This window comes from Escherichia sp. E2562 (assembly GCF_005781075.1).
Classification (GTDB): Bacteria; Pseudomonadota; Gammaproteobacteria; order Enterobacterales; family Enterobacteriaceae; genus Escherichia.
Genome location: NZ_VATM01000013.1, coordinates 24,726 through 48,205 on the forward strand (window position 1 = coordinate 24,726; position 23,480 = coordinate 48,205).

Annotated in this window: 26 protein-coding genes; 7 read left to right on the forward strand and 19 right to left on the reverse strand. The window is 52.8% G+C overall.

Annotated elements, in window-relative coordinates; genetic code table 11:
* The 9 genes from ugpE to livK all read right to left on the reverse strand — a co-directional run bounded on the left by ugpE (position 1) and on the right by livK (position 9,205).
* A complete protein-coding gene (gene ugpE / locus FEK43_RS17265; RefSeq protein ID WP_000572183.1) occupies positions 1-846 on the reverse strand; it encodes a sn-glycerol-3-phosphate ABC transporter permease UgpE in 846 nt (281 codons plus the stop codon).
* Positions 843-1,730, reverse strand: a complete 888-nt coding sequence (gene ugpA / locus FEK43_RS17270) for a sn-glycerol-3-phosphate ABC transporter permease UgpA (RefSeq protein ID WP_130260959.1) — start codon at positions 1,728-1,730, stop codon at positions 843-845. Before ugpA ends, ugpE begins: the two co-directional genes overlap by 4 nt.
* Before the next feature lie 97 nt (positions 1,731-1,827).
* Positions 1,828-3,144, reverse strand: coding sequence for a sn-glycerol-3-phosphate ABC transporter substrate-binding protein UgpB (gene ugpB / locus FEK43_RS17275; RefSeq protein ID WP_130260960.1), 1,317 nt, complete (start codon positions 3,142-3,144; stop codon positions 1,828-1,830).
* 359 nt (positions 3,145-3,503) lie between these two features.
* On the reverse strand, positions 3,504-4,250 hold the full coding sequence (locus FEK43_RS17280; protein WP_130260961.1) for a tetratricopeptide repeat protein: 747 nt from the start codon (positions 4,248-4,250) through the stop codon (positions 3,504-3,506).
* A gap of 118 nt (positions 4,251-4,368) precedes the next feature.
* A complete protein-coding gene (gene livF, locus FEK43_RS17285) occupies positions 4,369-5,082 on the reverse strand; it encodes a high-affinity branched-chain amino acid ABC transporter ATP-binding protein LivF (RefSeq protein WP_000416891.1) in 714 nt (237 codons plus the stop codon).
* 1 nt (position 5,083) lies between these two features.
* On the reverse strand, positions 5,084-5,851 hold the full coding sequence (gene livG, locus FEK43_RS17290; RefSeq protein ID WP_000082101.1) for a high-affinity branched-chain amino acid ABC transporter ATP-binding protein LivG: 768 nt from the start codon (positions 5,849-5,851) through the stop codon (positions 5,084-5,086).
* Positions 5,848-7,125, reverse strand: coding sequence for a branched chain amino acid ABC transporter permease LivM (livM, locus tag FEK43_RS17295; protein WP_135408140.1), 1,278 nt, complete (start codon positions 7,123-7,125; stop codon positions 5,848-5,850). The genes livG and livM overlap by 4 nt, the downstream gene beginning before the upstream one ends.
* Positions 7,122-8,048, reverse strand: coding sequence for a high-affinity branched-chain amino acid ABC transporter permease LivH (gene livH / locus FEK43_RS17300; protein ID WP_135408143.1), 927 nt, complete (start codon positions 8,046-8,048; stop codon positions 7,122-7,124). Before livH ends, livM begins: the two co-directional genes overlap by 4 nt.
* A 47-nt stretch (positions 8,049-8,095) precedes the next feature.
* The gene (gene livK, locus FEK43_RS17305; protein WP_135408145.1) at positions 8,096-9,205 is read right to left on the reverse strand and encodes a high-affinity branched-chain amino acid ABC transporter substrate-binding protein LivK; all 1,110 of its coding nucleotides are present in this window, start codon (positions 9,203-9,205) and stop codon (positions 8,096-8,098) included.
* 423 nt (positions 9,206-9,628) lie between these two features.
* Here livK and panM point away from each other — a divergent pair, with 423 nt between their 5' ends.
* Entirely contained in the window at positions 9,629-10,012 is a 384-nt protein-coding gene (gene panM / locus FEK43_RS17310; RefSeq protein WP_135408148.1) for an aspartate 1-decarboxylase autocleavage activator PanM, read from the forward strand.
* Here panM and ataT read toward each other — a convergent pair.
* From ataT to ftsY, 7 genes are all read right to left on the reverse strand, one after another.
* Positions 10,009-10,536, reverse strand: a complete 528-nt coding sequence (gene ataT / locus FEK43_RS17315; protein WP_000342453.1) for a type II toxin-antitoxin system toxin acetyltransferase AtaT — start codon at positions 10,534-10,536, stop codon at positions 10,009-10,011. The two genes, panM and ataT, sit on opposite strands and share 4 nt — an antisense overlap.
* Before the next feature lie 6 nt (positions 10,537-10,542).
* Positions 10,543-10,809, reverse strand: coding sequence for a type II toxin-antitoxin system antitoxin AtaR (gene ataR, locus FEK43_RS17320; RefSeq protein WP_001277106.1), 267 nt, complete (start codon positions 10,807-10,809; stop codon positions 10,543-10,545).
* Positions 10,810-10,958: 149 nt separating this feature from the next.
* Positions 10,959-12,062, reverse strand: a complete 1,104-nt coding sequence (gene livJ, locus FEK43_RS17325; RefSeq protein ID WP_074399485.1) for a branched chain amino acid ABC transporter substrate-binding protein LivJ — start codon at positions 12,060-12,062, stop codon at positions 10,959-10,961.
* A 271-nt stretch (positions 12,063-12,333) separates the two neighbouring features.
* Positions 12,334-13,188, reverse strand: coding sequence for an RNA polymerase sigma factor RpoH (rpoH, locus tag FEK43_RS17330; protein ID WP_000130217.1), 855 nt, complete (start codon positions 13,186-13,188; stop codon positions 12,334-12,336).
* Positions 13,189-13,432: 244 nt separating this feature from the next.
* Entirely contained in the window at positions 13,433-14,491 is a 1,059-nt protein-coding gene (gene ftsX / locus FEK43_RS17335) for a permease-like cell division protein FtsX (protein ID WP_138158656.1), read from the reverse strand.
* Positions 14,484-15,152: a cell division ATP-binding protein FtsE gene (gene ftsE / locus FEK43_RS17340; RefSeq protein ID WP_000617723.1), complete on the reverse strand. Its 669-nt coding sequence runs from the start codon at positions 15,150-15,152 to the stop codon at positions 14,484-14,486. Before ftsE ends, ftsX begins: the two co-directional genes overlap by 8 nt.
* 2 nt (positions 15,153-15,154) lie before the next feature.
* The gene (gene ftsY / locus FEK43_RS17345; protein ID WP_138158658.1) at positions 15,155-16,684 is read right to left on the reverse strand and encodes a signal recognition particle-docking protein FtsY; all 1,530 of its coding nucleotides are present in this window, start codon (positions 16,682-16,684) and stop codon (positions 15,155-15,157) included.
* 149 nt (positions 16,685-16,833) lie between these two features.
* Here ftsY and rsmD point away from each other — a divergent pair, with 149 nt between their 5' ends.
* Positions 16,834-17,430, forward strand: a complete 597-nt coding sequence (gene rsmD / locus FEK43_RS17350; protein ID WP_130209084.1) for a 16S rRNA (guanine(966)-N(2))-methyltransferase — start codon at positions 16,834-16,836, stop codon at positions 17,428-17,430.
* Entirely contained in the window at positions 17,420-17,689 is a 270-nt protein-coding gene (locus FEK43_RS17355; protein WP_089635439.1) for a DUF1145 family protein, read from the forward strand. The genes rsmD and FEK43_RS17355 overlap by 11 nt, the downstream gene beginning before the upstream one ends.
* A 2-nt stretch (positions 17,690-17,691) precedes the next feature.
* Here FEK43_RS17355 and FEK43_RS17360 read toward each other — a convergent pair whose 3' ends face one another.
* The gene (locus FEK43_RS17360) at positions 17,692-18,051 is read right to left on the reverse strand and encodes a DUF2500 domain-containing protein (RefSeq protein WP_135408152.1); all 360 of its coding nucleotides are present in this window, start codon (positions 18,049-18,051) and stop codon (positions 17,692-17,694) included.
* Positions 18,052-18,192: 141 nt separating this feature from the next.
* On the opposite strand from FEK43_RS17360, the gene FEK43_RS17365 reads away from it, so the two are divergent.
* The 3 genes from FEK43_RS17365 to FEK43_RS17375 all read left to right on the forward strand — a co-directional run bounded on the left by FEK43_RS17365 (position 18,193) and on the right by FEK43_RS17375 (position 21,697).
* Positions 18,193-18,819, forward strand: a complete 627-nt coding sequence (locus FEK43_RS17365; protein ID WP_064527705.1) for a lysoplasmalogenase — start codon at positions 18,193-18,195, stop codon at positions 18,817-18,819.
* A gap of 73 nt (positions 18,820-18,892) precedes the next feature.
* Positions 18,893-21,094 (forward strand): Zn(II)/Cd(II)/Pb(II) translocating P-type ATPase ZntA, encoded by a 2,202-nt coding sequence (gene zntA / locus FEK43_RS17370; protein ID WP_135408154.1) that lies wholly within the window; start codon positions 18,893-18,895, stop codon positions 21,092-21,094.
* Positions 21,095-21,202: 108 nt separating this feature from the next.
* Entirely contained in the window at positions 21,203-21,697 is a 495-nt protein-coding gene (locus FEK43_RS17375; protein ID WP_240780419.1) for a DUF2004 domain-containing protein, read from the forward strand.
* A 60-nt stretch (positions 21,698-21,757) separates the two neighbouring features.
* Here FEK43_RS17375 and FEK43_RS17380 read toward each other — a convergent pair whose 3' ends face one another.
* The gene (locus FEK43_RS17380) at positions 21,758-22,066 is read right to left on the reverse strand and encodes a hypothetical protein (protein ID WP_135408156.1); all 309 of its coding nucleotides are present in this window, start codon (positions 22,064-22,066) and stop codon (positions 21,758-21,760) included.
* A gap of 263 nt (positions 22,067-22,329) precedes the next feature.
* Positions 22,330-22,575, reverse strand: a complete 246-nt coding sequence (gene tusA / locus FEK43_RS17385; RefSeq protein WP_000130621.1) for a sulfurtransferase TusA — start codon at positions 22,573-22,575, stop codon at positions 22,330-22,332.
* 220 nt (positions 22,576-22,795) lie between these two features.
* Here tusA and FEK43_RS17390 point away from each other — a divergent pair, with 220 nt between their 5' ends.
* On the forward strand, positions 22,796-23,461 hold the full coding sequence (locus FEK43_RS17390; RefSeq protein WP_130217758.1) for a 7-cyano-7-deazaguanine/7-aminomethyl-7-deazaguanine transporter: 666 nt from the start codon (positions 22,796-22,798) through the stop codon (positions 23,459-23,461).
* Positions 23,462-23,480: the final 19 nt, after the last annotated feature.

Genomic DNA, 23,480 nt, shown 5'->3' on the forward strand with positions numbered 1-23,480 from the left:
TTATTTCTCACTATCGACCAGGCCGCGCACAAAGGCACGCTGCATCACTAAAACAATCACTACTGGTGGGATCAGGGTTAACAACATCGCCGCCATCACCGAGTTCCATTCCGTTGTACCTTCGCCAGTGGCGATCATCCCTTTAATCCCTGCCACGGTGGTGCCGAGATCAACGTCGGTAATAATCAACAACGGCCACAAATACTGGTTCCAGCCGTAAATAAAGGTGATCACAAACAGCGCCGCCAGATTGGTTTTTGACAGCGGAAAAACGATGTCGCAAAAGAAACGCATTGGCGACGCGCCGTCGATCCGCGCCGCTTCCACCAGTTCATCCGGCAGCGTCATAAAGAACTGGCGGAACAGGAAGGTAGCGGTCGCCGAGGCCATCAGCGGCAGCGTTAAACCAGCGTAGCTGTCGAGCATCTTCAGGTTGGCGATGACTTCCACCGTCGGGAAGATACGCACTTCAACCGGCAACATCAGGGTGATAAAAATCATCCAGAAGAAGAGGTTACGTAGCGGAAAACGAAACCAGACAATGGCAAATGCCGAGAGCATCGAGACGGTAATTTTGCCGAGCGTAATGCTGAACGCCATCACAAAGCTGTTAAGCAACATCCGCCAGAACGGCGCGCTATTCGTACCAACCCCGTTTACCCAGATATTGTGGATGTTTTCCAGCAGATGCGTGCCGGGAATAAGCGTCATCGGCGCGGCGTAGACTTCTTGTTTATCCAGCGTCGCCGCGACAAACGCCACGTACAGTGGGAAGAGGATCACCGCGATCCCGAGGATCAGCATGGTATGGCTGAATATCGTCAGCCACGGACGGTTCTCAATCATTGGTAACGCACCTTGCTTTCAACATAGCGGAACTGCACCACCGTCAGCACGATGACGAGGAACATCAACACCACCGACTGCGCGGCAGACGAAGCCAGATCCAGTCCGGTAAAGCCTTCGCGGTAGATCTTATAAATCAGCGTCGTGGTGGCCTGAACCGGCCCGCCGGACGTGGCGGCGTCGATCACCGGGAAGGTGTCGAAGAAGGCGTACACCAGGTTCACCACCAACAGGAAGAAACTCACCGGGGCGATAAGCGGCAGCGCAATCTTAAAGAAGCGGCGAATCGGCCCTGCGCCGTCAATAGCTGCGGCTTCAATCAACGAACGGGGAATGGATTGCAGCGCGGCATAGAAGAACAGGAAGTTGTAGCTAATTTGCTTCCACACCGAGGCAAACACCACCAGAAACATCGCCTGACCGCTGTTTTGCGCATGGTTCCAGTCGTAGCCGAACTCTGCGAGAAAATGAGTGATCAGCCCGCGACCGGGGTTAAACAGGAAGATCCACAATACGGCGGCAACGGCGGGAGCCACGGCATACGGCAGCAGCATTAAGGTTTGATAGAAACGGCTGCCGCGCACGATGTACTCCACCAGCGCCGCGAAGAACAACGACACCAGCAAACCGCTGACGGTGACAAAGGTGCTGAATTTTATCGTCGTCCAGAAGGAGTCGAGATAGTAGCTGTCATGGAACAGCGTGACAAAGTTATCCAGGCCGACAAACTGGCTGGAGAAACCAAACGGATCGACGCTTTGTAGCGAGTACCACAACGCTTCGCCCGCAGGCCAGATAAAAAAGATAACGGTGATGATGAGCTGCGGCGCGACCAGCAAATAAGGCAGCCAGCGCGAGCGAAACACCGGACGGGATGATGGCATTACGGTTAATTCCTGAACTGTGCCGGATACGCTTCGCTTATTCTGCCTACACTCGATGGCAGGTCGGATAAGCGAAGCGCACCCGACATTTCACTGGTTAAGACTTCGTCGATTTCTCAAAGCGGCGCAGCAACTGATTCCCACGCTCAACGGCGGTATCCAGCGCCTGCTGTGGCGTCTTCTTACCGGTCCACACGCTTTCCAGTTCTTCATCCACAATCACGCGGATCTGCGGCATGTTGCCCAGACGCAGCCCTTTGGTGAACGGCAACGGCGGCTTGTTCAGCATCTGACGCGTCGCGATATCCGCCCCGGGGTTTTTCTCGTAAAAGCCCTGCTCACGGGTCAGGTCATACGCCGCTTTGGTGATTGGCAGATAACCGGTTTTCTGATGCCACTCGGCAGCGTTTTCTGGCTTCGCGAGGAAGTCGAGGAACTTCGCCACACCGGTATACGTTTCTTTATCTTTGCCCTGCATCACCCACAGGCTGGCCCCGCCGATAATGGCGTTTTGTGGCGCACCTTTCGCATCGGCGTCGTAAGGCATCATGCCTACGCCGTAGTTGAATTTGGCGTACTCGCGAATGTTGGCAAGAGAACCAGAAGAGGCTGTCGTCATTGCGCAATCACCGTTATAGAACTTCTCGGTGGATTCATCCTTACGCCCGACGTAGCTGAAGTCGCCCTTCTTGTTCATCTCTTCAAGCATGGTGATGTGTTTCACCTGCTCCGGCTTGTTGAATTCAAGCACCGCGTCTGTGCCGTCAAAGCCGTTGTTTTTGCTGGCAAACGGCAGACCGTTCCAGGCGCTAAAGTTTTCCAGTTGGATCCAGCCCTGCCAACCGCTGGCGTAGCCGCAATTCATGCCGGAGGCTTTCAGTTTCGCGGCATAGTCAGCCAGATCCTGCCAGGTTTTCGGCGGCTGTTCCGGGTCTAACCCTGCTTTCTTGAAGGCGTCTTTGTTGTAATAGAGAACGGGAGTCGAGCTGTTGAACGGCTGGGAGAGTAAGTGGCCCGTTTTGCTGTCGGAGTAGTAACCTGAAACTGTCGGCACAAACTGCGACTCATCGAATTGAATCCCCGCCTCTTTAAACACGTCATACACCGGTTTAATGGCTTTCGACGCCATCATGGTGGCAGTACCAACTTCATAAACCTGCAAAATAGCCGGCGCGTTACCGGTACGGAATGCGGCAATCCCCGCGCTTAAATTCTGTTCGTAGTTGCCTTTATAGGTCGGTACAATTTTGTAATCCGGGTTTTCGGCGTTAAAACGTTGGGCCAGAGAGTCCACCTCTTTCCCCAGTTCCCCTTCCATTGAATGCCAGAACGGAATGGTCGTCACTGCCTGCGCATTGCCCATTAACGCCAGTCCGAGCGCCAGTGCTGAAGCTGTATAATGTAACGGTTTCATTGATTATCTCTCTTGTTGTACCGAATGCGCGAATTCACGCGTTTTATGCTCGCGGGGTAACATGACATGCTCGAATTACAGAAAAATAACTCTTTTGTTACATTTTTAAGATAGTAAGGTGTCAGAAAGATGACAAGGCGGTGACGGCGCGGGTGAGGGAAAATGGGAGATGGGGCACGGATATCCCAAGAATGCACTGAAAAGAGGCGATTAACGACCTTCTAATCGCCAGAACGCCTTACCATGAAGAGCAAAAATGGCAGCAAATTCTGCGTCCAGTTTTGCTGCCCGATGAGAAGTACATTTTTCAATTTTAACAATAGATTGCCGCTACACTGGTCTAACGGCAAAGAAGATTTTCATCGCACCACACTCTGCTTCAGCCGTTCATTGGCGGTCTTAATCCATTCCCGGTGGTGTTTTCTATAATGAGGTCTTGAGCGTTTAGCCGTATCAACCACAGCAACATACTGCTCGTTGGCTTCACGTAGTCGACTCATTTTCGCCAGCATTTCCGCATAGTAAATACGCGCCTGCGGGCCGGGGTAATAAGAAACAAGCACCTCAAACTCGCTTTCCGCATCAGCGTATTTTTCCTGGGCGGCTAAGGTTCTGGCGAACAATAAATGCCCGTCTGCCGACTGAAAATCGGGGTTATAACGCATCACATCTTCCAGCGTCTGCTGACAGGCGGCGAACTCCTGGATGGCAAATTGTGCCTGTGCCAGGCTTAACATCATTGCCGCTTCATGGACGAATATCCCGCTTAACGCCTGCTGATAATGGGGAACGGCTTCGTGATAACGCCCAAGGCGCACCAGTTCATTAGCCAACGCATAATGGTTTTGATTCGTCTCGGCAATCGCCAGCTCTTCGGTTAATTTGCGCAGGTGCCGTTCCGGGCTGATTGTGTCCTGCAGACGCATCAGCAAAGTACGCCCGTGACGGTCAGCGCCCGTTTCAGGCAGCATCACCATGACAAAATACGCCACGCAACCAATCACCGGAAAACAGAAGATGATAAAAATCCAGTACCGCTCTTGTCCGGTACGGTAAGCGTGAATACAGCAAAGCAGTTCAAGCATGACAACAACGGCATAATGCATGGGAGCAAACCTTTCCGTGGCAAATAAGTGGTCTGGTTTTAATCCTCCCGGTCTGTTGAAACAAGTCTGTATACGGACGAAGAGCCCGGCAGAACGTGGCTGCCGGGTATTCGATAATTTACCCGCCTAAATATGCACTTCTCACTGCTTCATTCGCCAGCAGCGCGTCGCCAGTATCGGAGAGCACCACATGGCCGTTTTCCAGCACGTAGCCCCGATCCGCCAGTTTTAGCGCCTGGTTGGCGTTCTGCTCGACGAGGAAGATAGTCATCCCCTGCTCGCGCAGCTGCTCGATGGTGTCGAAGATTTGCTGGATGATAATCGGCGCAAGACCGAGCGAGGGCTCATCAAGCAACAACAAACGCGGGTTGCTCATCAGCGCGCGACCAATCGCCAGCATCTGCTGTTCACCGCCGGACATCGTTCCCGCCCGCTGAATACGGCGCTCATGCAGACGTGGAAACAGTTCATACACCCACTTTATGCGCTCCTGAAACTGGTCGCGTTCAGCAAAGAAGCCGCCCATCGCCAGGTTCTCTTCCACCGTCATCCGCGAGAAGACGCGACGCCCTTCTGGGACAATCGCTACTGCTTCGCGCATGATTTTCGCCGTCTGCCAGTCGGTAATGTCTTTATCATCAAACACAATTCGCCCGCTGGTGGCGCGCGGGTCGCCGCATAACGTGCCGAGTAAGGTGGTTTTCCCCGCCCCGTTCGCGCCAATGAGGGTGACAATCTCGCCCTGATTGATATGCAGGCTCACCTCATGTAGCGCCTGGATTTTGCCGTAGTGGGCGCTGACTTTGTCAAAGGACAACATGACTTTTTCCATCTTATGCCTCACCTAAATAGGCACGGATCACGTCCGGGTTATTACGGATTTGCTCCGGCGTACCGTTTGCCAGCGGCGTACCCTGATTGACCACGTAGATTCTGTCTGAAATCCCCATCACCAGCTTCATATCGTGTTCAATCAACAAGATAGTGGTGTTGTGATGGTTACGCAGTTCGGCAATCAGCTCATCCAGCTCTTTCGTCTCTTTCGGGTTAAGACCTGCTGCCGGTTCGTCGAGCATTAAAATCTCCGGCTGCGTCACCATACAGCGGGCGATCTCCAGACGGCGCTGGTCACCGTAGGCCAGGTTACTCGCCTGACGGTTAGCGTGTTCCAGCAAACCAATGCGCTCAAGCCAGGTGGCGGCGCGATCGAGCGCTTCACTCTGGGCGCGACGGAAAGAAGGCGTTTTCAATAGGCCAGAGAACAGCCCGGTTTTCAGTTGCTGATGCTGCGCCACCAGCAGGTTTTCAATTACCGTCATTTCACGGAACAGACGCACATGCTGGAAGGTACGCACCACGCCCATGCGGGCTATTTGCTGGCCGGGCAAACCTTCCAGGTGCTGATCGCGCAGTAAAATGGTGCCGCCAGTGGGTTTGTAGAATCCGGTCAGGCAGTTGAAGACCGTGGTTTTTCCGGCACCGTTAGGGCCGATTAACGAGACGATCTCCTGCGGGTACAGTTCAAGATTGACGTTGTTCACCGCCAGCAGGCCGCCGAAGCGCATCATCAGGCCGTTAACAGATAATAATGGCTGACTCATGCCTGCTCTCCTTTCGCTGCGCCGTTTTTCAGCTTCAGTTGCGGGCGCGTCATGGGCAGCAAGCCCTGCGGGCGCCAGATCATCATCAGCACCATCAAACCACCGAGCATTAACATGCTGTATTCGTTGAAATCACGCATCAACTCGCGCGATACCACCAGCAGAACTGCCGCCAGAATCACCGCGAATTGCGATCCCATACCGCCGAGCACCACTATCGCCAGCACAAACGCCGATTCGGCAAAGGTGAAGGATTCCGGGCTGACAAAGCCCTGACGCGCCGCGAACAGCGTTCCGGCAAAACCGGCAAACGCGGCACTGATGGTAAAGGCAGTCAGCTTGATACGACGCGGACTTAAGCCCAGTGAACGACAGGCTATCTCGTCTTCACGCAACGCTTCCCACGCACGGCCCAGCGGCATCCGCAGTAAGCGGTTAATGACAAACAGGCTTAATACCACCAGCAGCAACGCCACCAGGTAGAGGAAGATAACGCGATCGGAGGGATCGTATTTCAGGCCAAAGAAATTACTGAAGGTGTCCCAGCCGCCTTCACGGGCGGTACGGCTGAACTCGAGTCCGAAGAGCGTCGGTTTCGGGATCTGACTGATACCGTTTGGGCCGCCAGTAATTTCGGTGTTATTGAGCAGCAATATGCGCACAATTTCGCCGAAACCGAGGGTAACGATCGCCAGATAGTCACCGCGCAGACGCAGCACCGGGAAGCCAAGCAGAAAGCCCGCCGCCGCTGCCATTAACCCGGCAATAGGCAGACAGGTCCAGAAGCCAAGACCGTAATAGTGATTGAGCAGCGCAAAGGTGTAAGCGCCGATGGCGTAAAAGCCACCGTAGCCCAGCACCAGCAAGCCGGAAAGCCCCACCACTACGTTCAGCCCGAGGCCGAGGATAATGTAGATCATGGTCAGGGTGGCAATATCCACCGTCCCGCGCGACACCATAAACGGCCACGCCACCGCAAGCACCAGCAGCGCCACGAGGAACAGCTTTTGCTTCACCGTGGAGCCATCAATCGCGGGCAGAATAAACTTCGGCCCGGAAACGCTTTTTAGCCCTTTCTGGAAAGCAGGTCGCACAAGCTGGAAGAAAAAGACCACCGCCGTGCCGATAAACACCCACTCCCAACGGACATCCGAAGCCGTGTCGACCACCAGTTTGGTGCCGTCCAGCTCCAGCTGCACGCCCATAAAGACGCCAGCGAGGATAAAGAACATCGCGGCAGAGAGCAGCGCCATTGCAATATGCATCGGTTTCATACTTTCTCTACCTCCGGACGGCCCAAAATACCGGTCGGCATCACCAGCAGCACCAGAATCAGCAGGGCGAATGAGACCACATCTTTATATTCCGTACTCAGATAGGCAGAAGAGAGCGCCTCCGCAATCCCCAGAATCAGGCCGCCAATCATCGCCCCCGGAATGCTACCAATCCCGCCGAGCACCGCAGCGGTAAAGGCTTTCATCCCGGCCATAAAGCCGATGTAGGGGTTAATCACGCCGTAGAACTGGCCGAGCAGCACGCCCGCCACCGCTGCCATCGCCGCGCCAATCACAAAGGTCAGCGCAATCACCCGGTCGGTGTTGATGCCAAGCAGGCTCGCCATTTTCAGGTCTTCGGCGCAGGCACGACAGGCGCGCCCCATGCGGGAATAGCGAATGAAAATCGTCAGCGCCAGCATGGCGAGGAAGGTGACAATCCAGATCACCGCCTGCATGGTAGTAATAGAGACAGAGAAGTTTTCGCTATGACCCACCACCCACTGACCGTTAAACAGGCTGGGCAGCGCCACGTCGCGCGAACCTTCGGTCAGGCTGACGTAGTTTTGCAGGAAGATGGACATACCGATTGCCGAGATGAGTGCAATCAGGCGCTTAGAGTTGCGCACCGGGCGATAGGCCACCCGTTCGATACTCCAGCCGTAGGCGCTGGCAATGACTATCGCGCCGACGAATCCCGCCGCCACCAGCAGCCAGCCGGTATCAATGCCCATCATCATCAGTGCGGCGATGATCATAAATGAGACATAGCTGCCAATCATATAAACCTCGCCGTGGGCGAAGTTGATCATGCCGATAATGCCGTAAACCATGGTGTAGCCGATGGCTATCAACGCGTAGGTACTGCCCAGCGTGACGCCGTTAAACATCTGCTGCAAGAAATACAAAAACTGCTCAGACATAAGGTAACCTTTCTAAACCCGCCCGCATTTCACGGGCGGTGGGATGATCACTTGGCTGCCGTGGATGAACCGTCGGCGTGCCACTGGAAGACACCAAAATCAAATCCCTTAAGATCGCCTTTTTCATCCCAGTTCAGCGGCCCAATCACGGTATTTGCACCGTTAGCTTTTAAATCTTTCACCAGCGCCAGCGGTTCATCGCTGCCGGTACGCTCAAGGGCAGTCGCCAGAGATTGCACCGCCGCGTAGGTGATCCAGACATAGGGGCCGGTTGGATCTTTTTTGTCGCCTTTCAGGGCATCAACGATGCCCTGGTTTGCCGGATCCTGGTCATAGCGCTTTGGCATGGTGACCAACATACCTTCGGCGGCATCACCGGCAATGTTCGACAGCGACGCATTACCCACACCTTCCGGCCCCATAAACTGGGTTTTCAGCCCGACGGAACGGGCCTGGCGCAGCATCTGCCCCATTTCCGGGTAGTAACCACCGTAGTAAACAAAGTCGATATTTTCTTTTTTCAGGCGGGCAATCAGCGCGGAGAAATCTTTCTCGCCAGCGGTAATGCCGTCGAAGAAAACGATGTTGGCATTAGCCGCTTTCAGACTATCCTGCACCGAACGCGCCAGCCCTTCGCCATACTGTTGTTTGTCGTGAATGATGGCGATGCGCTGGGGCTTCACCGTCTCAAGAATGTATTTCGCCGCCGTTGGCCCCTGGGAGGAATCCAGTCCGGCAGTACGCATAATGTGTTGATAACCGCGTTGGGTCAGTTCCGGGTTGGTCGCTCCCGGTGAGATCATCAAAATACCTTCGTCTTCGTAGATATCTGATGCAGGTTGGGTAGAAGAAGAACACAGATGACCAATAACGTATTTAATGCCGTCATTAACGATTTTGTTGGCGACCGCAACGGCTTGTTTCGGGTCACAGGCATCGTCATATTCCACGCCAACCAGCTTATCGCCCTTAATTCCCCCTTTGGCATTGATGTCTTTGATTGCCTGACGCGCGCCGTTAAATTCCATATCGCCCCACTGGGCAACCGGGCCGGACATCGCGCCGACAACGGCAACTTTAATATCGTCGGCCAACGCGGTGTGTGATATTGCCAGTGCAATCATCCCTGCGATGATAGTTTTCGCATTCCGTTTCATTATTCAAAATCCCCACTCGTAATGTTGTGCTGCTTTGTTTTTATGTATTCAGAAATCAGACTGTTCTTTTTTTATACTGCACTGTTTTTACCTGTCTGATTAAGGGTTTAGCGCAGTATATTGTGATAATAGCGATTAAAATCCCTATTTTTCAGTCGATTAAGAACAGATAATATTCTGAATATGTTGATAGATAAACAGAAAAAAGCGTCGTTGTCAGCATAAAATAACGGCATAAAGGGCGGAACAATTCACTACCCATCAGGGGATTATGCTGGACAATTTTCATTCTCTAATGTTTTTAATTTGTAATTATTGCTGAAAAAAAATTAATCACCTGCCAAAAGAAATAAAAAAGAGAAAGCCTCCGATTAAATTATTTCGCTACACTGGTTCCACTTTTGTGATTTACACGGGTTACCCATGAAGCTGACCATCATTCGATTAGAAAACTTTAGCGACCAGGACCGGATTGACCTGCAAAAGATCTGGCCGGAGTATTCCCCTTCCTCTTTACAGATTGACGATAACCACCGTATCTACGCCGCGCGTTTTAACGAGCGTCTGCTCGCGGCCGTGCGGGTAACCTTAAGCGGCACCGAGGGAGCACTGGATTCCCTGCGCGTGCGGGGAGTCACCCGCCGTCGCGGTGTGGGGCAATATCTGCTGGAAGAGGTTTTGCGTTACAATCCTGGCGTTTCATGCTGGTGGATGGCGGATGCAGGCGTGGAAGACCGCAGCGTGATGACAGCGTTTATGCAGGCATTGGGGTTTACGGCACAACAGGACGGCTGGGAGAAGCGTTAATCGCTCTGTGTAAAAAGCAGTTCAATGGATTTGGTTGGGAAAAATAACGCATTTTCGTTTTCTCCGACCAACGGGATAAAGCCCAGCGACTGATAAAACGTATGGGCTTTTTCATTCAGCGCCTCGACAAAAAGACCGTGAATACCTACCGCTAAAGAGGCTGACCAGACGACTTTCATGGCATGAGCAACCAATGTTGCTCCCCATCCCTGCCCCTGTAATGAACGATCAATTGCCAGACGCCCAAGAGTGACGCTGGGAATATTTTTGTAGGGAATTTTTTTCTGTTTCGATTTCGAGGGCAATGCGGCTCGTTCAAAACAACTGCCGGATAATGTGTAATATCCCAGCACCTGACGTTCTGGAGTGTTGCGACAAAGGATATACGCTCGCAGAATTTTATTGCGATGTTGACGAACCAGATGTGTCGTCAGAAAGAGATTTAACGCTTCCTCGCCGCAGTCGAATCGCTGTAGATCATAATCTGCATCATCGGTCAGAATCTCTATCGTCAGATCATCCATAAATTATTACATTCCCTGAAGACGTTTTGCCGCGCGTTTTAGCTTTTCACCTGGCGACGGGGGATTACTCAGCGCATCCATCACCCGCGTCCAGGATTCCTCATTGAGGATCATCCGCCGATGCTGTTCAATCACTTCCGCAGCCCGCTGTGAAGCGCTGTTCAACATAAATTGGCTGACGGACTGATTAGATATCGCTGCCGCTTCCTCAATCATACTTTTATCATCGTCAGTTAAACGCAGATCGATACGCTGCTTTTTAACAGCAGACATGTGAACTCTCCTGCTCCGTATAATATGTACGGCACATCACCGTACAATAAGCATATCCTGGATTGTTTAATCTTTCTACAACCATTTCGACAAACACAAAAAAACCCGATAGCCGTTAAGCGCATCGGGCATTTTCATTTATCTATCTGTTACTTCGCATCGGTCGCCGTGCCGTTGGCGTGCCAGTCAAATACGCCGAACTCAAAGCCTTTCAGATCGCCTTTCTCATCCCAGGTCAGCGGTCCCATCACGGTATCAACCGAGTTCGCTTTCAGGTATTTAGCGATCTCAGCCGGATCATCTGACTGATTCAGGCCCGCCTGCAAAGATTGCAGCGCGGCGTAGGTGGTCCAGACGAACGCTCCGCTTGGATCCTGTTTTTTCGCTTTGATCGCGTCAACAATCGGTTTGTTCGCCGGAACCTGATCGTAGTTCTTCGGCTTGGTCACCAGCAGCCCTTCCGCTGACTCGCCCGCAATGTTAGACAGCGAAACGTTAGCCACACCTTCCGGCCCCATAAACTGAGTTTTCAGCCCTGCCGCGCGTGCCTGACGCAGGATTTGCCCCATTTCCGGGTGGTAACCGCCGTAATAAACGAAGTCGATATTCTCTTTCTTCAGACGCGCCACCAGCGTTGAGAAATCTTTTTCCCCGGCGGTGATACCATCAAAGAACACCACGTTAGCATTGCCTTTCTTCAGGCCGTCCTGCACCGCACGCGCCAGACCTTCGCCGTACTGTTGTTTGTCGTGGACGATAGCAATACGCTGCGGTTTCACTTTCTCAAGAATATATTTCGCCGCCGTCGGTCCCTGGTCGGAGTCCAGGCCGGTGGTGCGCATAATCAACTTATAGCCGCGCGCGGTCAGCTCTGGCGCGGTTGCCGCTGGGGTGATCATTAAAATGCCTTCGTCTTCGTAGATGTCAGACGCTGGCTGCGTTGATGAAGAACAGAGGTGACCAATCACGTATTTAATGCCGTCGTTAACGACTTTGTTCGCCACCGCGACCGCCTGTTTCGGGTCACAGGCATCGTCATATTTCACGATTTGCAGTTTGTTGCCTTTGATACCGCCTTTAGCGTTGATATCTGCAACCGCCTGCTCTGCGCCAGTAAACTCCTGGTCACCGTACTGGGCCACCGGACCAGACATCGCGCCCACGACCGCAACTTTAATATCTTCCGCCAGAGCCATATTGCTGAATGCCAGCGCGATACATCCTGCCAGTAACGCTTTACCCTTTATATTCATCCTGAGAATCCCCATTCTTCTGGTTATTACGTGTGTTGTGATGTTGTTATTCAGCACTTTATTTCGTTTTATGCATGGCTACCCGTGCTTTAGCAGCATACTCTGCTAAAACATACCCGATTTTTATGATATTGGAATAGCTATTTTGACAGTTTATTAACAATCTGCGTGGGGATTGGCGTTTTGCCGGAGGGGGAAATTGATTATTGCAGAGGCCCAAAAAACAAAAACCCCGGACTCTCATCCAGGGTTCTCTGCTTAACAGCGGAAATTACGCTTCAATAGCAGCGCGAAGTTTTTTCATCGCGTTCTTTTCCAGCTGACGCACACGCTCAGCGGAAACACCGTAACGGTCAGCCAGTTCCTGCAACGTGGACTTGTTGTCTTCGTCCAGCCAGCGCGCGCGGATGATATCCTGGCTACGCTCGTCCAGACCTTGCATCGCATCGGTCAGGCGGTTTGCCGCCTGCTCTTCCCAGTTATCATCTTCAATGCCGTCGGCAAAGTTGGATGATTTATCCTGCAGATAGAGCACCGGAGCCATCGGCTGGCTATCGGAATCGTCGTCGGAAGACAGGTCAAAGGTCATGTCCTGCGCTGCCATACGTGACTCCATCTCACGCACGTCTTTGCTGGTTACGCCCAGTTCACGGGCCACCATTTCGACTTCGTCCTGGTTAAACCAGCCCAGACGCTGCTTGGTTTTACGCAGGTTGAAGAACAGTTTGCGTTGCGCTTTGGTGGTCGCAACTTTGACGATACGCCAGTTACGCAGAACGTATTCGTGGATCTCTGCTTTGATCCAGTGAACGGCGAAGGAGACCAGGCGCACACCCACTTCCGGGTTAAAACGGCGCACTGCTTTCATCAGGCCGATGTTACCTTCCTGAATCAAATCCGCCTGTGGCAGGCCATAGCCCGCATAATTACGAGCAATATGAACAACAAACCGCAGGTGAGACAGGATCAGCGTTTTAGCTGCTTCCAGATCGCCATGGTAATGCAGCTTTTCAGCCAGCGCCCGCTCCTCGTCAGCCGACAACATCGGCCACGCGTTAGCTGCCCGGATGTAGGAATCCAGGTTGCCAACAGGGGCTAAAGCTAAACTTTGCATTTTGTCAGTCATTCAAATCCTCTCAATCGATATCTTCTGGCGCCTCAGTGGTAGCAACAACTGTGCCAGAGCTTAAGAGCAATGAGGTTATCATTCACTGTTTTATCAGACCGTGATTTTATCCACAAGTTCAATGCAACGCTGTGAATAAATTACGCACAAAATGTGACATAGAGATGAAATACCGGGAAGAGACAACGGGGTCTCTTTCCCTGCTACGGAACCCATTGCAGGGAAAGAGTATAACACGCTTTTATTATTCAGGCGTAAAATGGCGTAAATGTTGTACCGTGGCAAGCCAGGCTGCCACCCAGCCAATCATCGAACACACCAGCAGCAAAAGCAGACATTCATCGAAAGATAAGCCATTGATATCAAACTTAGTTCCGAAAACCTGCGCCACTTCCGCCACCGCTGATGACAAACGCAGTACCAGAATTTCTGACAAAATTAATGACAACAATGCGCCAGAAAATCCCAGCAGCGCACCGCCGTACAGGAACGGGCGAAGGATGAAACCATCCGTCGCACCAATCAGTTTCTGCACGTTGATGGAGTCACGGCGAGCAAAGATGCTCAGACGCACACTGTTGCCGATGACGAGGAACACAGCCGCCACCATCAATACGCCGATCATCGCCGAAACGCGCCCGACCAGCCCGGTCAACGCCGCCAGACGGGCAAACCAGCTGTCATCCATCCGCACTTCGTCAATGCCGTTAATCTGAGTGATTCGATCGCGCAGCGTATTCAGTGACTCCGTCCCCTGAAAAGCGAGTTTCGGGATCACCACCGCTACTGCCGGAAGCGGGTTTTCCTCCAGCATATCCAGCGCGCCGCCAAAGCCAGACCAGTTACGGAACTCGCCCAGTGCGTCTTCACGAGAAAGATAGTTCACTTTCTCCACGCCCTGCTCGGCCTGTAGCTGCGCCACTACGCCTGCTGCGGCGTCATCATCCAGTGTTTTTTGTAGATAAACGGTGATTTGTGGTGACGGATAATACTGCGTCGCCGCCTGGTTAACGTTTTTGTACACCATATAACAGACGCTTGGCAGCGTCAGGGAGATGGCGATGACCATCACGGTTAGAAACGTGGCGAACGGTTTGCTTTTCAGATCCTGCAAAGCGCCGTGGAACGCATAGCGCACCTGTTCGTTGAAAACGTTGGTTTTGCGATTTGCCGGTTTTGGCGAGGACTTCGCGCGTTTCGGCGCGTTACGCCCACCGTCGCCAGAGCCGCCAGCCGATTTACGGAAGCGATCAAGACGCCCGCCAAACTGCCGGATTTGATTGATTGCATCGCGCTTATTCATGGCCCACGCCTCCATGCAAGTGACCATCGCTCAGGGTGAGCATGCGATAGGAACGTCGTGAAATCAGGTTGATGTCGTGTGTAGCCATCAATACTGTTACCCCAACGCGATTAAACTCTTCAAACAGACGTAAAATCCCTTCTGACAGCGCATCATCCAGGTTACCGGTCGGTTCGTCCGCCAGCAGTACCGCAGGTTTGTTCACCACCGCGCGGGCAATGCCAACGCGCTGCTGTTCACCGCCAGAAAGCTGTATTGGAAAGTTTTTCGCTTTGTCCAGTAGCCCGACTTTGTCCAGCGCCGCCGATACACGGCGACGAATATCGTCACCGCTGGCACCGGCGATAATCAACGGGATCGCCACGTTATCATAGACAGTACGGTCCATCAGTAGATGGTGATCCTGGAAAATCATGCCGATCTGGCGGCGCAGAAACGGAACTTCACGGTTTTTCAGACGCGTGATGTCATGGCCGCTAAACCAGATTTTCCCGGCGCTTGGCCGCTCAATCCCACAGATCAGCTTCAGGAGGGTACTTTTCCCTGCACCGGAATGACCGGTCAGAAACGCCATCTCACCCGGCTGCATATGAAACGTAACGCCCTGCAGCGCCTGTCTCCCACCGAGATAAGCCTTGCTGACATGTTCAAAGCGAATCATTGTTAATCCTCTCGGGCAAAAAGTGCCTCTATAAAGTCGTCCGCCTTAAACGGACGCAAATCCTCAATACGTTCGCCGACACCAATATAGCGGATAGGAATACCAAACTGGTCAGCCACCGAGAAAATTACCCCGCCTTTCGCCGTGCCGTCCAGTTTCGTTAACGTGATGCCAGTTAAGCCAACCGCTTCGTGGAACAATTTGGCCTGGCTTACCGCATTCTGCCCGGTGCTGGCATCGATAGTCAGCATAACTTCATGCGGGGCTTCAACGTCGAGTTTCTTCATCACGCGGACGATTTTCTTCAGCTCTTCCATCAGGTGCGATTTGTTCTGCAAGCGTCCGGCGGTATCGGCAATCAGAACGTCAACATTACGCGCCTTCGCAGCCTGAATGGCGTCGAAGATAACAGAGGCGGAATCCGCACCAGTATGCTGGGCAATCACCGGGATATTGTTGCGCTGCCCCCAGACCTGAAGCTGCTCAACCGCTGCCGCACGGAAAGTATCGCCCGCCGCCAGCATGACAGATTTACCTTGCTGTTCAAACTGACGCGCCAGCTTGCCAATCGTCGTGGTTTTCCCCACGCCATTGACGCCGACCATCAGGATCACAAACGGCGCTTTGCCTTCGACGTTCAGTGGTTCATCGACTTTCGCCAGAATCTCGCCCATCTCTTCTTTCAGCAGGCCATAGAGCGCCTCGGCGTCACGAAGCTGCTTGCGGGATGCGCCTTCTGTCAGATTGGTGATGATTTTACGCGTGGTTTCCACACCCACATCGGCGATCAAAAGCTGCTCTTCCAGCTCCTCAAACAGATCATCGTCGATTTTTTTACCGCGGAACAGGCTGATAAATCCGGAACCAAGATTTTCTTTGGTTTTTAACAGGCTGCGTTTCAGGCGCGCGAAGAAACCTTCTTTGGTCGGTTTTTCCTGCTCCTGGGCAATTTCTTCAACCGGCTGCTCTTCTTCTGCCGGAGGAACCACCATCACCGCCTCTTCTGCCGCCAGCGCCTGTGCTTCCAGCTCTTCGTCGGTGATTTCTTCTTTAGCCGCTTCTTCTTGCGCCGCTGCGACAATCTCCACGGTTTCCGCTTCTGCCTGCCATTCTTCTGGCGAAACCTCTTCGGCGTTGACGTCTTCCGGCAATGGCAGCTCTTCACGCTCGATAGCCACTGGCTCCGGCGTAACTTCAGGTTCAACTACCGGTGCTGGCGATTCTTCCACTACGGGTTCTGGCTGCGCACTGACTTCCGCTTCGATAACAGCTTCAGGCTGCACTTTCTCGCTTTCGGCAACCTGTTCCGTCACTTCCACCACTTCGGCAGCAAAAGTTTCCGCCTCGGCTTCAGTATGGGACTGCGGCAACTCCTCAACAGGTTGTTCAGCAACCTTCGCAGGCTCTTCTGCCTGGACAGTTTCTTCTACAACCGATTGATCATTTTGGACTTCTGTCTCTTTTTCCGGGGTCTGCTCTTTTTGACCAAAGCCCAGCCAGGAAAAAAAGCCACGTTTTTTTTCTTTCGCCATCTGCGACTACACTCCTCGCTGTTGCTTCATGGCACAGCGTTAACGCTATGTACATAGCAGCTAAAAAAATGATGAAATAGTCTATCACTTAACTGAATACACATCACCGCCTGCAATTATGTGTTATCTGGCGGATTGAGCAATTTATCATGAAAAAACCGAATCATTCCGGTAGCGGCCAAATCCGCATTATTGGCGGGCAGTGGCGAGGCCGTAAACTCCCGGTTCCGGACAGCCCTGGCCTGCGCCCCACCACCGATCGCGTGCGCGAAACGTTATTTAACTGGCTGGCTCCGGTTATCGTCGATGCGCAATGTCTGGATTGCTTCGCCGGTAGCGGCGCGCTGGGGCTGGAAGCCTTGTCTCGCTACGCTGCGGGCGCCACGCTGATTGAGATGGATCGTGCGGTGCATCAGCAATTAATCAAGAATCTGGCAACCCTGAAAGCAGATAATGCGCGGGTGGTTAACAGCAATGCAATGTCATTCCTGGCGCAAAAAGGCACACCGCATAATATCGTGTTTGTCGATCCGCCATTCCGCCGTGGCTTGTTAGAAGAGACGATAAATTTACTGGAAGATAACGGCTGGCTGGCTGACGAAGCCTGGATATATGTCGAGAGTGAAGTCGAAAATGGCTTGCCTACTGTTCCGGCAAACTGGTCGTTATATCGGGAAAAAGTGGCGGGGCAAGTTGCTTATCGGTTGTATCAGCGTGAAACACAAGGAGAAAGTGATGCTGATTAATATTGGACGTTTGTTAATGCTTTGCGTATGGGGATTTTTAATCCTCAATCTTGTTCAGCCATTTCCGCGACCGCTGAATATTTTCGTTAACGTGGCGCTGATTTTTACCGTGCTGATGCATGGTATGCAGCTGGCGCTATTGAAATCCACTTTGCCGAAGGATGGTCCGCAGCTTACCACCGCCGAAAAGGTGCGTATTTTCCTTTTCGGCGTGTTTGAACTGCTGGCCTGGCAGAAGAAATTTAAAGTTAAAAAATAACCTTATTCTTCGCCAACAAAGCTGACAAAACGCGTGCCTTTATAGCTCAGCGTACCTTTATCGCCCACTGTCAGGGCGTGGTACTGCTGGGCGTCGAGGCGGAACGTCTGCTCCAGTCCACCGCTTTGCGGTTTGAAGCTTGCCTCATAGCGCATACTGGTGCCAGCCGGAGTCACTTCCTGCTGGCGCGAACGGCGATCGTTAATTGGTTTTTCCCGCTTGTTACTCACCACCACCAGTTTTTGCTGGAGCGGTGCCATATCATTATCAACTTTTTCCCGCCGCTGCTGCATAAAGCGAAACGATGCAGCGACAACAATTAAGCCAATGATAACAATAAAGAAAAGAGGTGGTTTACTCATCTTTGTACCTTATCGGAAAATGCGGAAATAAGCATACCCTGCCCGTTATGGTGTTGTCATCTGTCCGCCCTCGCCACTAAACTGAATAGCAAGACTGTAGGCATTCCGCTTACTAAATAATAACGAATTCAAGGAACTAAGATGCTTTGGTCGTTTATCGCTGTCTGTCTTTCCGCATGGCTATCTGTGGATGCCTCCTATCGTGGTTCAACCTGGCAACGCTGGGTGTTTAAACCGTTAACTCTTCTTCTCCTGCTATTACTGGCCTGGCAAGCGCCGATGTTCGACGCCATTAGCTATCTGGTACTGGCGGGGCTATGTGCGTCGCTGCTGGGCGATGCGCTAACGCTATTGCCACGTCAGCGTCTGATGTACGCCATTGGCGCATTTTTCCTCTCTCACCTGCTGTACACCATCTATTTCGCCAGCCAGATGACGCTCTCTTTCTTCTGGCCATTGCCGCTGGTGCTGCTGGTACTGGGCGCGCTGTTGCTGGCCATTATCTGGACACGCCTGGAAGAGTTACGTTGGCCCATTTGTACCTTTGTCGGTATGACGCTGGTGATGGTGTGGCTGGCAGGCGAACTGTGGTTCTTCCGCCCGACCGCTCCGGCGCTCTCTGCGTTTGTCGGCGCTTCGTTACTGTTTATCAGCAACTTTGTCTGGCTGGGTAGCCACTATCGCCGCCGCTTCCGGGCCGATAACGCGATTGCTGCTGCCTGCTACTTTGCCGGTCACTTCCTCATCGTCCGCTCGCTGTATCTCTGATAAAACTTGACTCTGGAGTCGACTCCAGAGTGTATCCTTCGGTTAATGAGAAAAAACTTAACCGGAGAATGCCATGTCGACTCCTGACAATCTCGGCAAGAAAGCCCCTCAATTTGCTGCGTTCAAACCGCTAACACCAGTAAAGAACGCCAACGACTGTTGCTGCGACGGCGCATGTTCCAGTACGCCCCCCCTTTCTGAAAACGTCTCCGGCAACCGCTATAGCTGGAAAGTCAGCGGCATGGACTGTGCCGCCTGTGCGCGCAAGGTAGAAAATGCCGTGCGCCAGCTTGCAGGCGTGAATCAGGTGCAGGTGTTGTTCGCCACCGAGAAGCTGGTGGTTGATGCCGACAATGACATCCGTGCACAAGTTGAATCTGCGGTGCAAAAAGCAGGCTATTCCCTGCGCGATGAACAGGCCGCCGACGAACCGCAAGCATCGCGCCTGAAAGAGAATCTGCCGCTGATTACGCTTATCGTGATGATGGCAATCAGTTGGGGACTGGAGCAGTTCAATCATCCGTTTGGTCAACTGGCGTTTATCGCGACCACGCTGGTTGGGCTGTACCCAATTGCTCGTCAGGCATTACGGCTGATCAAATCCGGCAGTTACTTTGCTATTGAAACGTTAATGAGCGTAGCCGCCATTGGTGCGCTGTTTATTGGCGCAACGGCTGAAGCTGCGATGGTGTTGCTGCTGTTTTTGATTGGCGAACGACTGGAAGGCTGGGCCGCCAGCCGCGCGCGTCAAGGGGTCAGCGCGTTAATGGCGTTGAAACCAGAAACCGCCACGCGCCTGCGTAACGGTGAGCGGGAAGAGGTGGCGATCAATAGCCTGCGCCCTGGCGATGTGATTGAAGTTGCGGCAGGTGGGCGTTTGCCTGCCGACGGTAAACTGCTCTCACCGTTTGCCAGTTTTGATGAAAGCGCCCTGACCGGCGAATCCATTCCTGTGGAGCGCGCGACGGGCGATAAAGTTCCTGCAGGCGCCACCAGCGTAGACCGTCTGGTAACGCTGGAAGTGCTGTCAGAACCGGGTGCCAGCGCCATTGACCGGATTCTGAAACTGATCGAAGAAGCCGAAGAGCGCCGCGCGCCCATTGAGCGGTTTATCGACCGTTTCAGCCGTATCTATACGCCCGCGATTATGGCCGTCGCTCTGTTGGTAACGCTGGTTCCGCCGCTGCTGTTTGCCGCAAGCTGGCAGGAGTGGATTTATAAAGGGCTGACGCTGCTACTGATTGGTTGCCCGTGTGCGTTAGTTATCTCCACGCCCGCGGCGATTACCTCCGGGCTGGCGGCGGCGGCACGTCGTGGGGCATTGATTAAAGGTGGCGCGGCACTGGAACAGCTAGGTCGCGTTACCCAGGTGGCGTTTGATAAAACCGGAACGCTGACCGTCGGGAAACCACGCGTTACCGCCATCCATCCGGCAACGGGTATTAGCGAATCTGAACTGCTGACACTGGCGGCGGCGGTCGAGCAAGGCGCAACGCATCCACTTGCGCAAGCCATAGTTCGTGAAGCGCAGGTCGCTGCACTCGCCATTCCCGCCGCCGAGTCACAGCGGGCGCTGGTCGGGTCCGGCATTGAAGCGCAGGTTAACGGTGAGCGCGTATTGATTTGCGCTGCCGGAAAACATCCTGCTGATGCATTCGCCGGTTTGATTAATGAACTGGAAAGCGCCGGGCAAACGGTAGTGCTGGTGGTACGTAACGATGACGTGCTGGGTGTCATTGCATTGCAGGACACCCTGCGCGCCGATGCCGCAACTGCTATCAATGAACTGAACGCGCTGGGCGTCAAAGGGGTAATCCTCACTGGCGATAATCCACGCGCAGCGGCGGCAATTGCCGGGGAACTGGGGCTGGAGTTTAAAGCGGGCCTGTTGCCGGAAGATAAAGTCAAAGCGGTGACCGAGCTGAATCAACATGCGCCGCTGGCGATGGTCGGCGACGGTATTAACGACGCGCCAGCGATGAAAGCCGCCGCCATCGGAATTGCAATGGGCAGTGGCACAGACGTGGCGCTGGAAACCGCAGATGCGGCATTAACCCATAACCACCTGCGCGGCCTGGTGCAAATGATTGAACTGGCGCGCGCCACTCACGCCAATATCCGCCAGAACATCACCATTGCATTGGGGCTGAAAGGCGTTTTCCTCGTCACGACGCTGTTAGGGATGACCGGCCTGTGGCTGGCGGTGCTGGCAGATACGGGGGCGACGGTGCTGGTGACGGCGAATGCGTTAAGGTTGTTGCGCAGGAAGGGGTAGTTTTTCGGATTGCTGCCATCCTGACCATGATATACGGTGAGTCCTGCGAAGCTATCTAATACGGGCTTCGCAGGATCTCATTACATAACATATACATGGAATCAATGGATGATTACGTTAAATTCAAATTACTGGGGAAGACTCGCTGTTGATGAGTCAGAGGGTTTCGCAGAATACGTAACAGTTACGCTGAACAATGAAAAACGAACTGTCTGGCTAAATATTTTTGAAGATGTCCTGCCAAATACCCCCATTGAGAAAATCGTTCCCCTTCTGGATAGCCTCCCTGCATGTACTGAAATTATCCGCAACATACTTGCGCAAAAGAAAGGAACAAATGCGTTTGTTGATGAGTTTATTGAGTTTCATTTAGAGGAACTCGATGCTGAAACATTGCAATCTCTTGATATAACTCCACCTACGCACGAGGCCTGTGCGAACCAGGTCACTTTACGTGGCGTTCATCTCTGGATAGCAGCTCCTGCCCCAGGCAGGTTAAAAATGACGGTGGATTATGGGATATCAGAGGATATCTCGGATCAGTTGCTGGTATTTAATTTTGATGAGCAGGGTGAGTTGCTGGATATTACCTGGGAAAGTTAAACCTTTTTGCCGCCAGGATCCCCCTGGCGGCACTTCTGGAATCATTTCCGTATACCGTGATTAGTGCTGAGGCGGGAACGGCGGCATGGTCAGGAAAGCGTAATATAGCGCTAACATCAGAATGACGGAGATAACACTGAATGCAGCAACCAGGCGGGATGCTAATGATGGCCTTTTGAACATCAACCACAGGGCATAAGCAAGCCCGACACCGCTAAGTAAAGGTAAAAAAATCATTAACCAGAGCCAACCACAGGCAAGTCCCCCCAGCCATCCCCCCATGATGATAAAAACAGGCATCAGCCAATTGGGGGCGAACATCGCCAGCAATCCCAGCAATCCCAGACAAACTGGAATTAAATAATCCATTTGTGCATTCCATTACACTTGCGTGCCGGATGCGGCGTGAACGCCTTATCTGGCCTACACAGAGCATCGAACTCGTAGGCATGATAAGACGCGGCAGCGTCGCATCAGGCATTGTGCACCGTATCGCAGATGCAGCTTGAACGCTTTATCCGTCCTGCAAACCGGTTGCAAGCCGCAACATTGAGCACGTTCGGTCCCCTCGCCCCTCTGGGGAGAAGGTTAGGGTGAGAGGAAAAGGCGGCATCGAAGCCCGTCTGCCCCTATCAACCGCCTTTACGAATCAAATAACGATAAGGCAAGCCATCCGTCTCTTTAGCAACCAGTTCGTGTTCCATAAAGGTACAAAACCCAGGAATATCTCGGGTCGTCGCCGGATCGTCGGCGATAATCAGTAACGTTTCGCCAGGCTGCATATTGCGCACGGTTTTGCGCACCATCATCACCGGTTCCGGGCAGCGCAGGCCAAGCGCGTCGAGTGTGTGGTCAGGGCTGGAAAAGAGATCGGTCATTTTCTTCTCATCACATAAAAAAACGGCGCTAGTTTACGCTCTGTATGTCCGTTAGCAAACCAGGTTAACGATTGCGTGAAAATTAACCATTGCATTGTCAACGTAAAGCAGTATCATGCGGCGGCTCGAAAAAAGGGTAAGCACGTTATTATGTTAAGGTAACAGACGTGTCGTACGTATTGGGTTCCCTCACCCCAATGGCTAATCAAAAAGGTACAATATGAACGTTTCCTCACAAACTCAACGCTATAAGGCGTTGTTCTGGTTATCGTTATTTCATCTGCTGGTGATCACCTCCAGTAACTATCTGGTTCAGCTTCCTGTCTCCATTTTTGGTTTTCATACCACCTGGGGCGCGTTTAGCTTTCCGTTTATTTTCCTTGCTACCGACCTGACCGTGCGTATTTTTGGCGCACCGCTGGCCCGTCGTATCATCTTTGCGGTGATGATCCCGGCGTTATTGATCTCCTATGTCATCTCGTCGCTGTTCTATATGGGTTCCTGGCAGGGATTCGGTGCTCTCGCCCACTTCAACCTGTTTGTCGCTCGTATCGCTACCGCCAGCTTTATGGCCTACGCGCTGGGGCAGATCCTCGACGTGCATGTCTTTAACCGCCTGCGTCAGAGTCGTCGCTGGTGGCTGGCGCCGACGGCGTCCACACTGTTCGGTAACGTCAGTGACACATTGGCCTTCTTCTTCATTGCTTTCTGGCGTAGTCCGGATGCCTTTATGGCCGAACACTGGATGGAAATCGCGCTGGTTGATTACTGTTTCAAAGTGTTAATCAGCATCGTTTTTTTCCTGCCAATGTATGGCGTATTACTCAATATGCTATTGAAAAGACTGGCAGATAAATCCGAAATCAACGCTTTGCAGGCCAGTTAAAGGTTCGTTATCAGACTTG

Coding starts and splice junctions, on each gene's coding strand:
- ugpE (WP_000572183.1), bottom strand. CDS start 846: ATGATTGAGAACCGTCCGTGGCTGACGATATTCAGCCATACCATGCTG.
- ugpA (WP_130260959.1), bottom strand. CDS start 1,730: ATGCCATCATCCCGTCCGGTGTTTCGCTCGCGCTGGCTGCCTTATTTG.
- ugpB (WP_130260960.1), bottom strand. CDS start 3,144: ATGAAACCGTTACATTATACAGCTTCAGCACTGGCGCTCGGACTGGCG.
- FEK43_RS17280 (WP_130260961.1), bottom strand. CDS start 4,250: ATGCATTATGCCGTTGTTGTCATGCTTGAACTGCTTTGCTGTATTCAC.
- livF (WP_000416891.1), bottom strand. CDS start 5,082: ATGGAAAAAGTCATGTTGTCCTTTGACAAAGTCAGCGCCCACTACGGC.
- livG (WP_000082101.1), bottom strand. CDS start 5,851: ATGAGTCAGCCATTATTATCTGTTAACGGCCTGATGATGCGCTTCGGC.
- livM (WP_135408140.1), bottom strand. CDS start 7,125: ATGAAACCGATGCATATTGCAATGGCGCTGCTCTCTGCCGCGATGTTC.
- livH (WP_135408143.1), bottom strand. CDS start 8,048: ATGTCTGAGCAGTTTTTGTATTTCTTGCAGCAGATGTTTAACGGCGTC.
- livK (WP_135408145.1), bottom strand. CDS start 9,205: ATGAAACGGAATGCGAAAACTATCATCGCAGGGATGATTGCACTGGCA.
- panM (WP_135408148.1), top strand. CDS start 9,629: ATGAAGCTGACCATCATTCGATTAGAAAACTTTAGCGACCAGGACCGG.
- ataT (WP_000342453.1), bottom strand. CDS start 10,536: ATGGATGATCTGACGATAGAGATTCTGACCGATGATGCAGATTATGAT.
- ataR (WP_001277106.1), bottom strand. CDS start 10,809: ATGTCTGCTGTTAAAAAGCAGCGTATCGATCTGCGTTTAACTGACGAT.
- livJ (WP_074399485.1), bottom strand. CDS start 12,062: ATGAATATAAAGGGTAAAGCGTTACTGGCAGGATGTATCGCGCTGGCA.
- rpoH (WP_000130217.1), bottom strand. CDS start 13,188: ATGACTGACAAAATGCAAAGTTTAGCTTTAGCCCCTGTTGGCAACCTG.
- ftsX (WP_138158656.1), bottom strand. CDS start 14,491: ATGAATAAGCGCGATGCAATCAATCAAATCCGGCAGTTTGGCGGGCGT.
- ftsE (WP_000617723.1), bottom strand. CDS start 15,152: ATGATTCGCTTTGAACATGTCAGCAAGGCTTATCTCGGTGGGAGACAG.
- ftsY (WP_138158658.1), bottom strand. CDS start 16,684: ATGGCGAAAGAAAAAAAACGTGGCTTTTTTTCCTGGCTGGGCTTTGGT.
- rsmD (WP_130209084.1), top strand. CDS start 16,834: ATGAAAAAACCGAATCATTCCGGTAGCGGCCAAATCCGCATTATTGGC.
- FEK43_RS17355 (WP_089635439.1), top strand. CDS start 17,420: ATGCTGATTAATATTGGACGTTTGTTAATGCTTTGCGTATGGGGATTT.
- FEK43_RS17360 (WP_135408152.1), bottom strand. CDS start 18,051: ATGAGTAAACCACCTCTTTTCTTTATTGTTATCATTGGCTTAATTGTT.
- FEK43_RS17365 (WP_064527705.1), top strand. CDS start 18,193: ATGCTTTGGTCGTTTATCGCTGTCTGTCTTTCCGCATGGCTATCTGTG.
- zntA (WP_135408154.1), top strand. CDS start 18,893: ATGTCGACTCCTGACAATCTCGGCAAGAAAGCCCCTCAATTTGCTGCG.
- FEK43_RS17375 (WP_240780419.1), top strand. CDS start 21,203: ATGATTACGTTAAATTCAAATTACTGGGGAAGACTCGCTGTTGATGAG.
- FEK43_RS17380 (WP_135408156.1), bottom strand. CDS start 22,066: ATGGATTATTTAATTCCAGTTTGTCTGGGATTGCTGGGATTGCTGGCG.
- tusA (WP_000130621.1), bottom strand. CDS start 22,575: ATGACCGATCTCTTTTCCAGCCCTGACCACACACTCGACGCGCTTGGC.
- FEK43_RS17390 (WP_130217758.1), top strand. CDS start 22,796: ATGAACGTTTCCTCACAAACTCAACGCTATAAGGCGTTGTTCTGGTTA.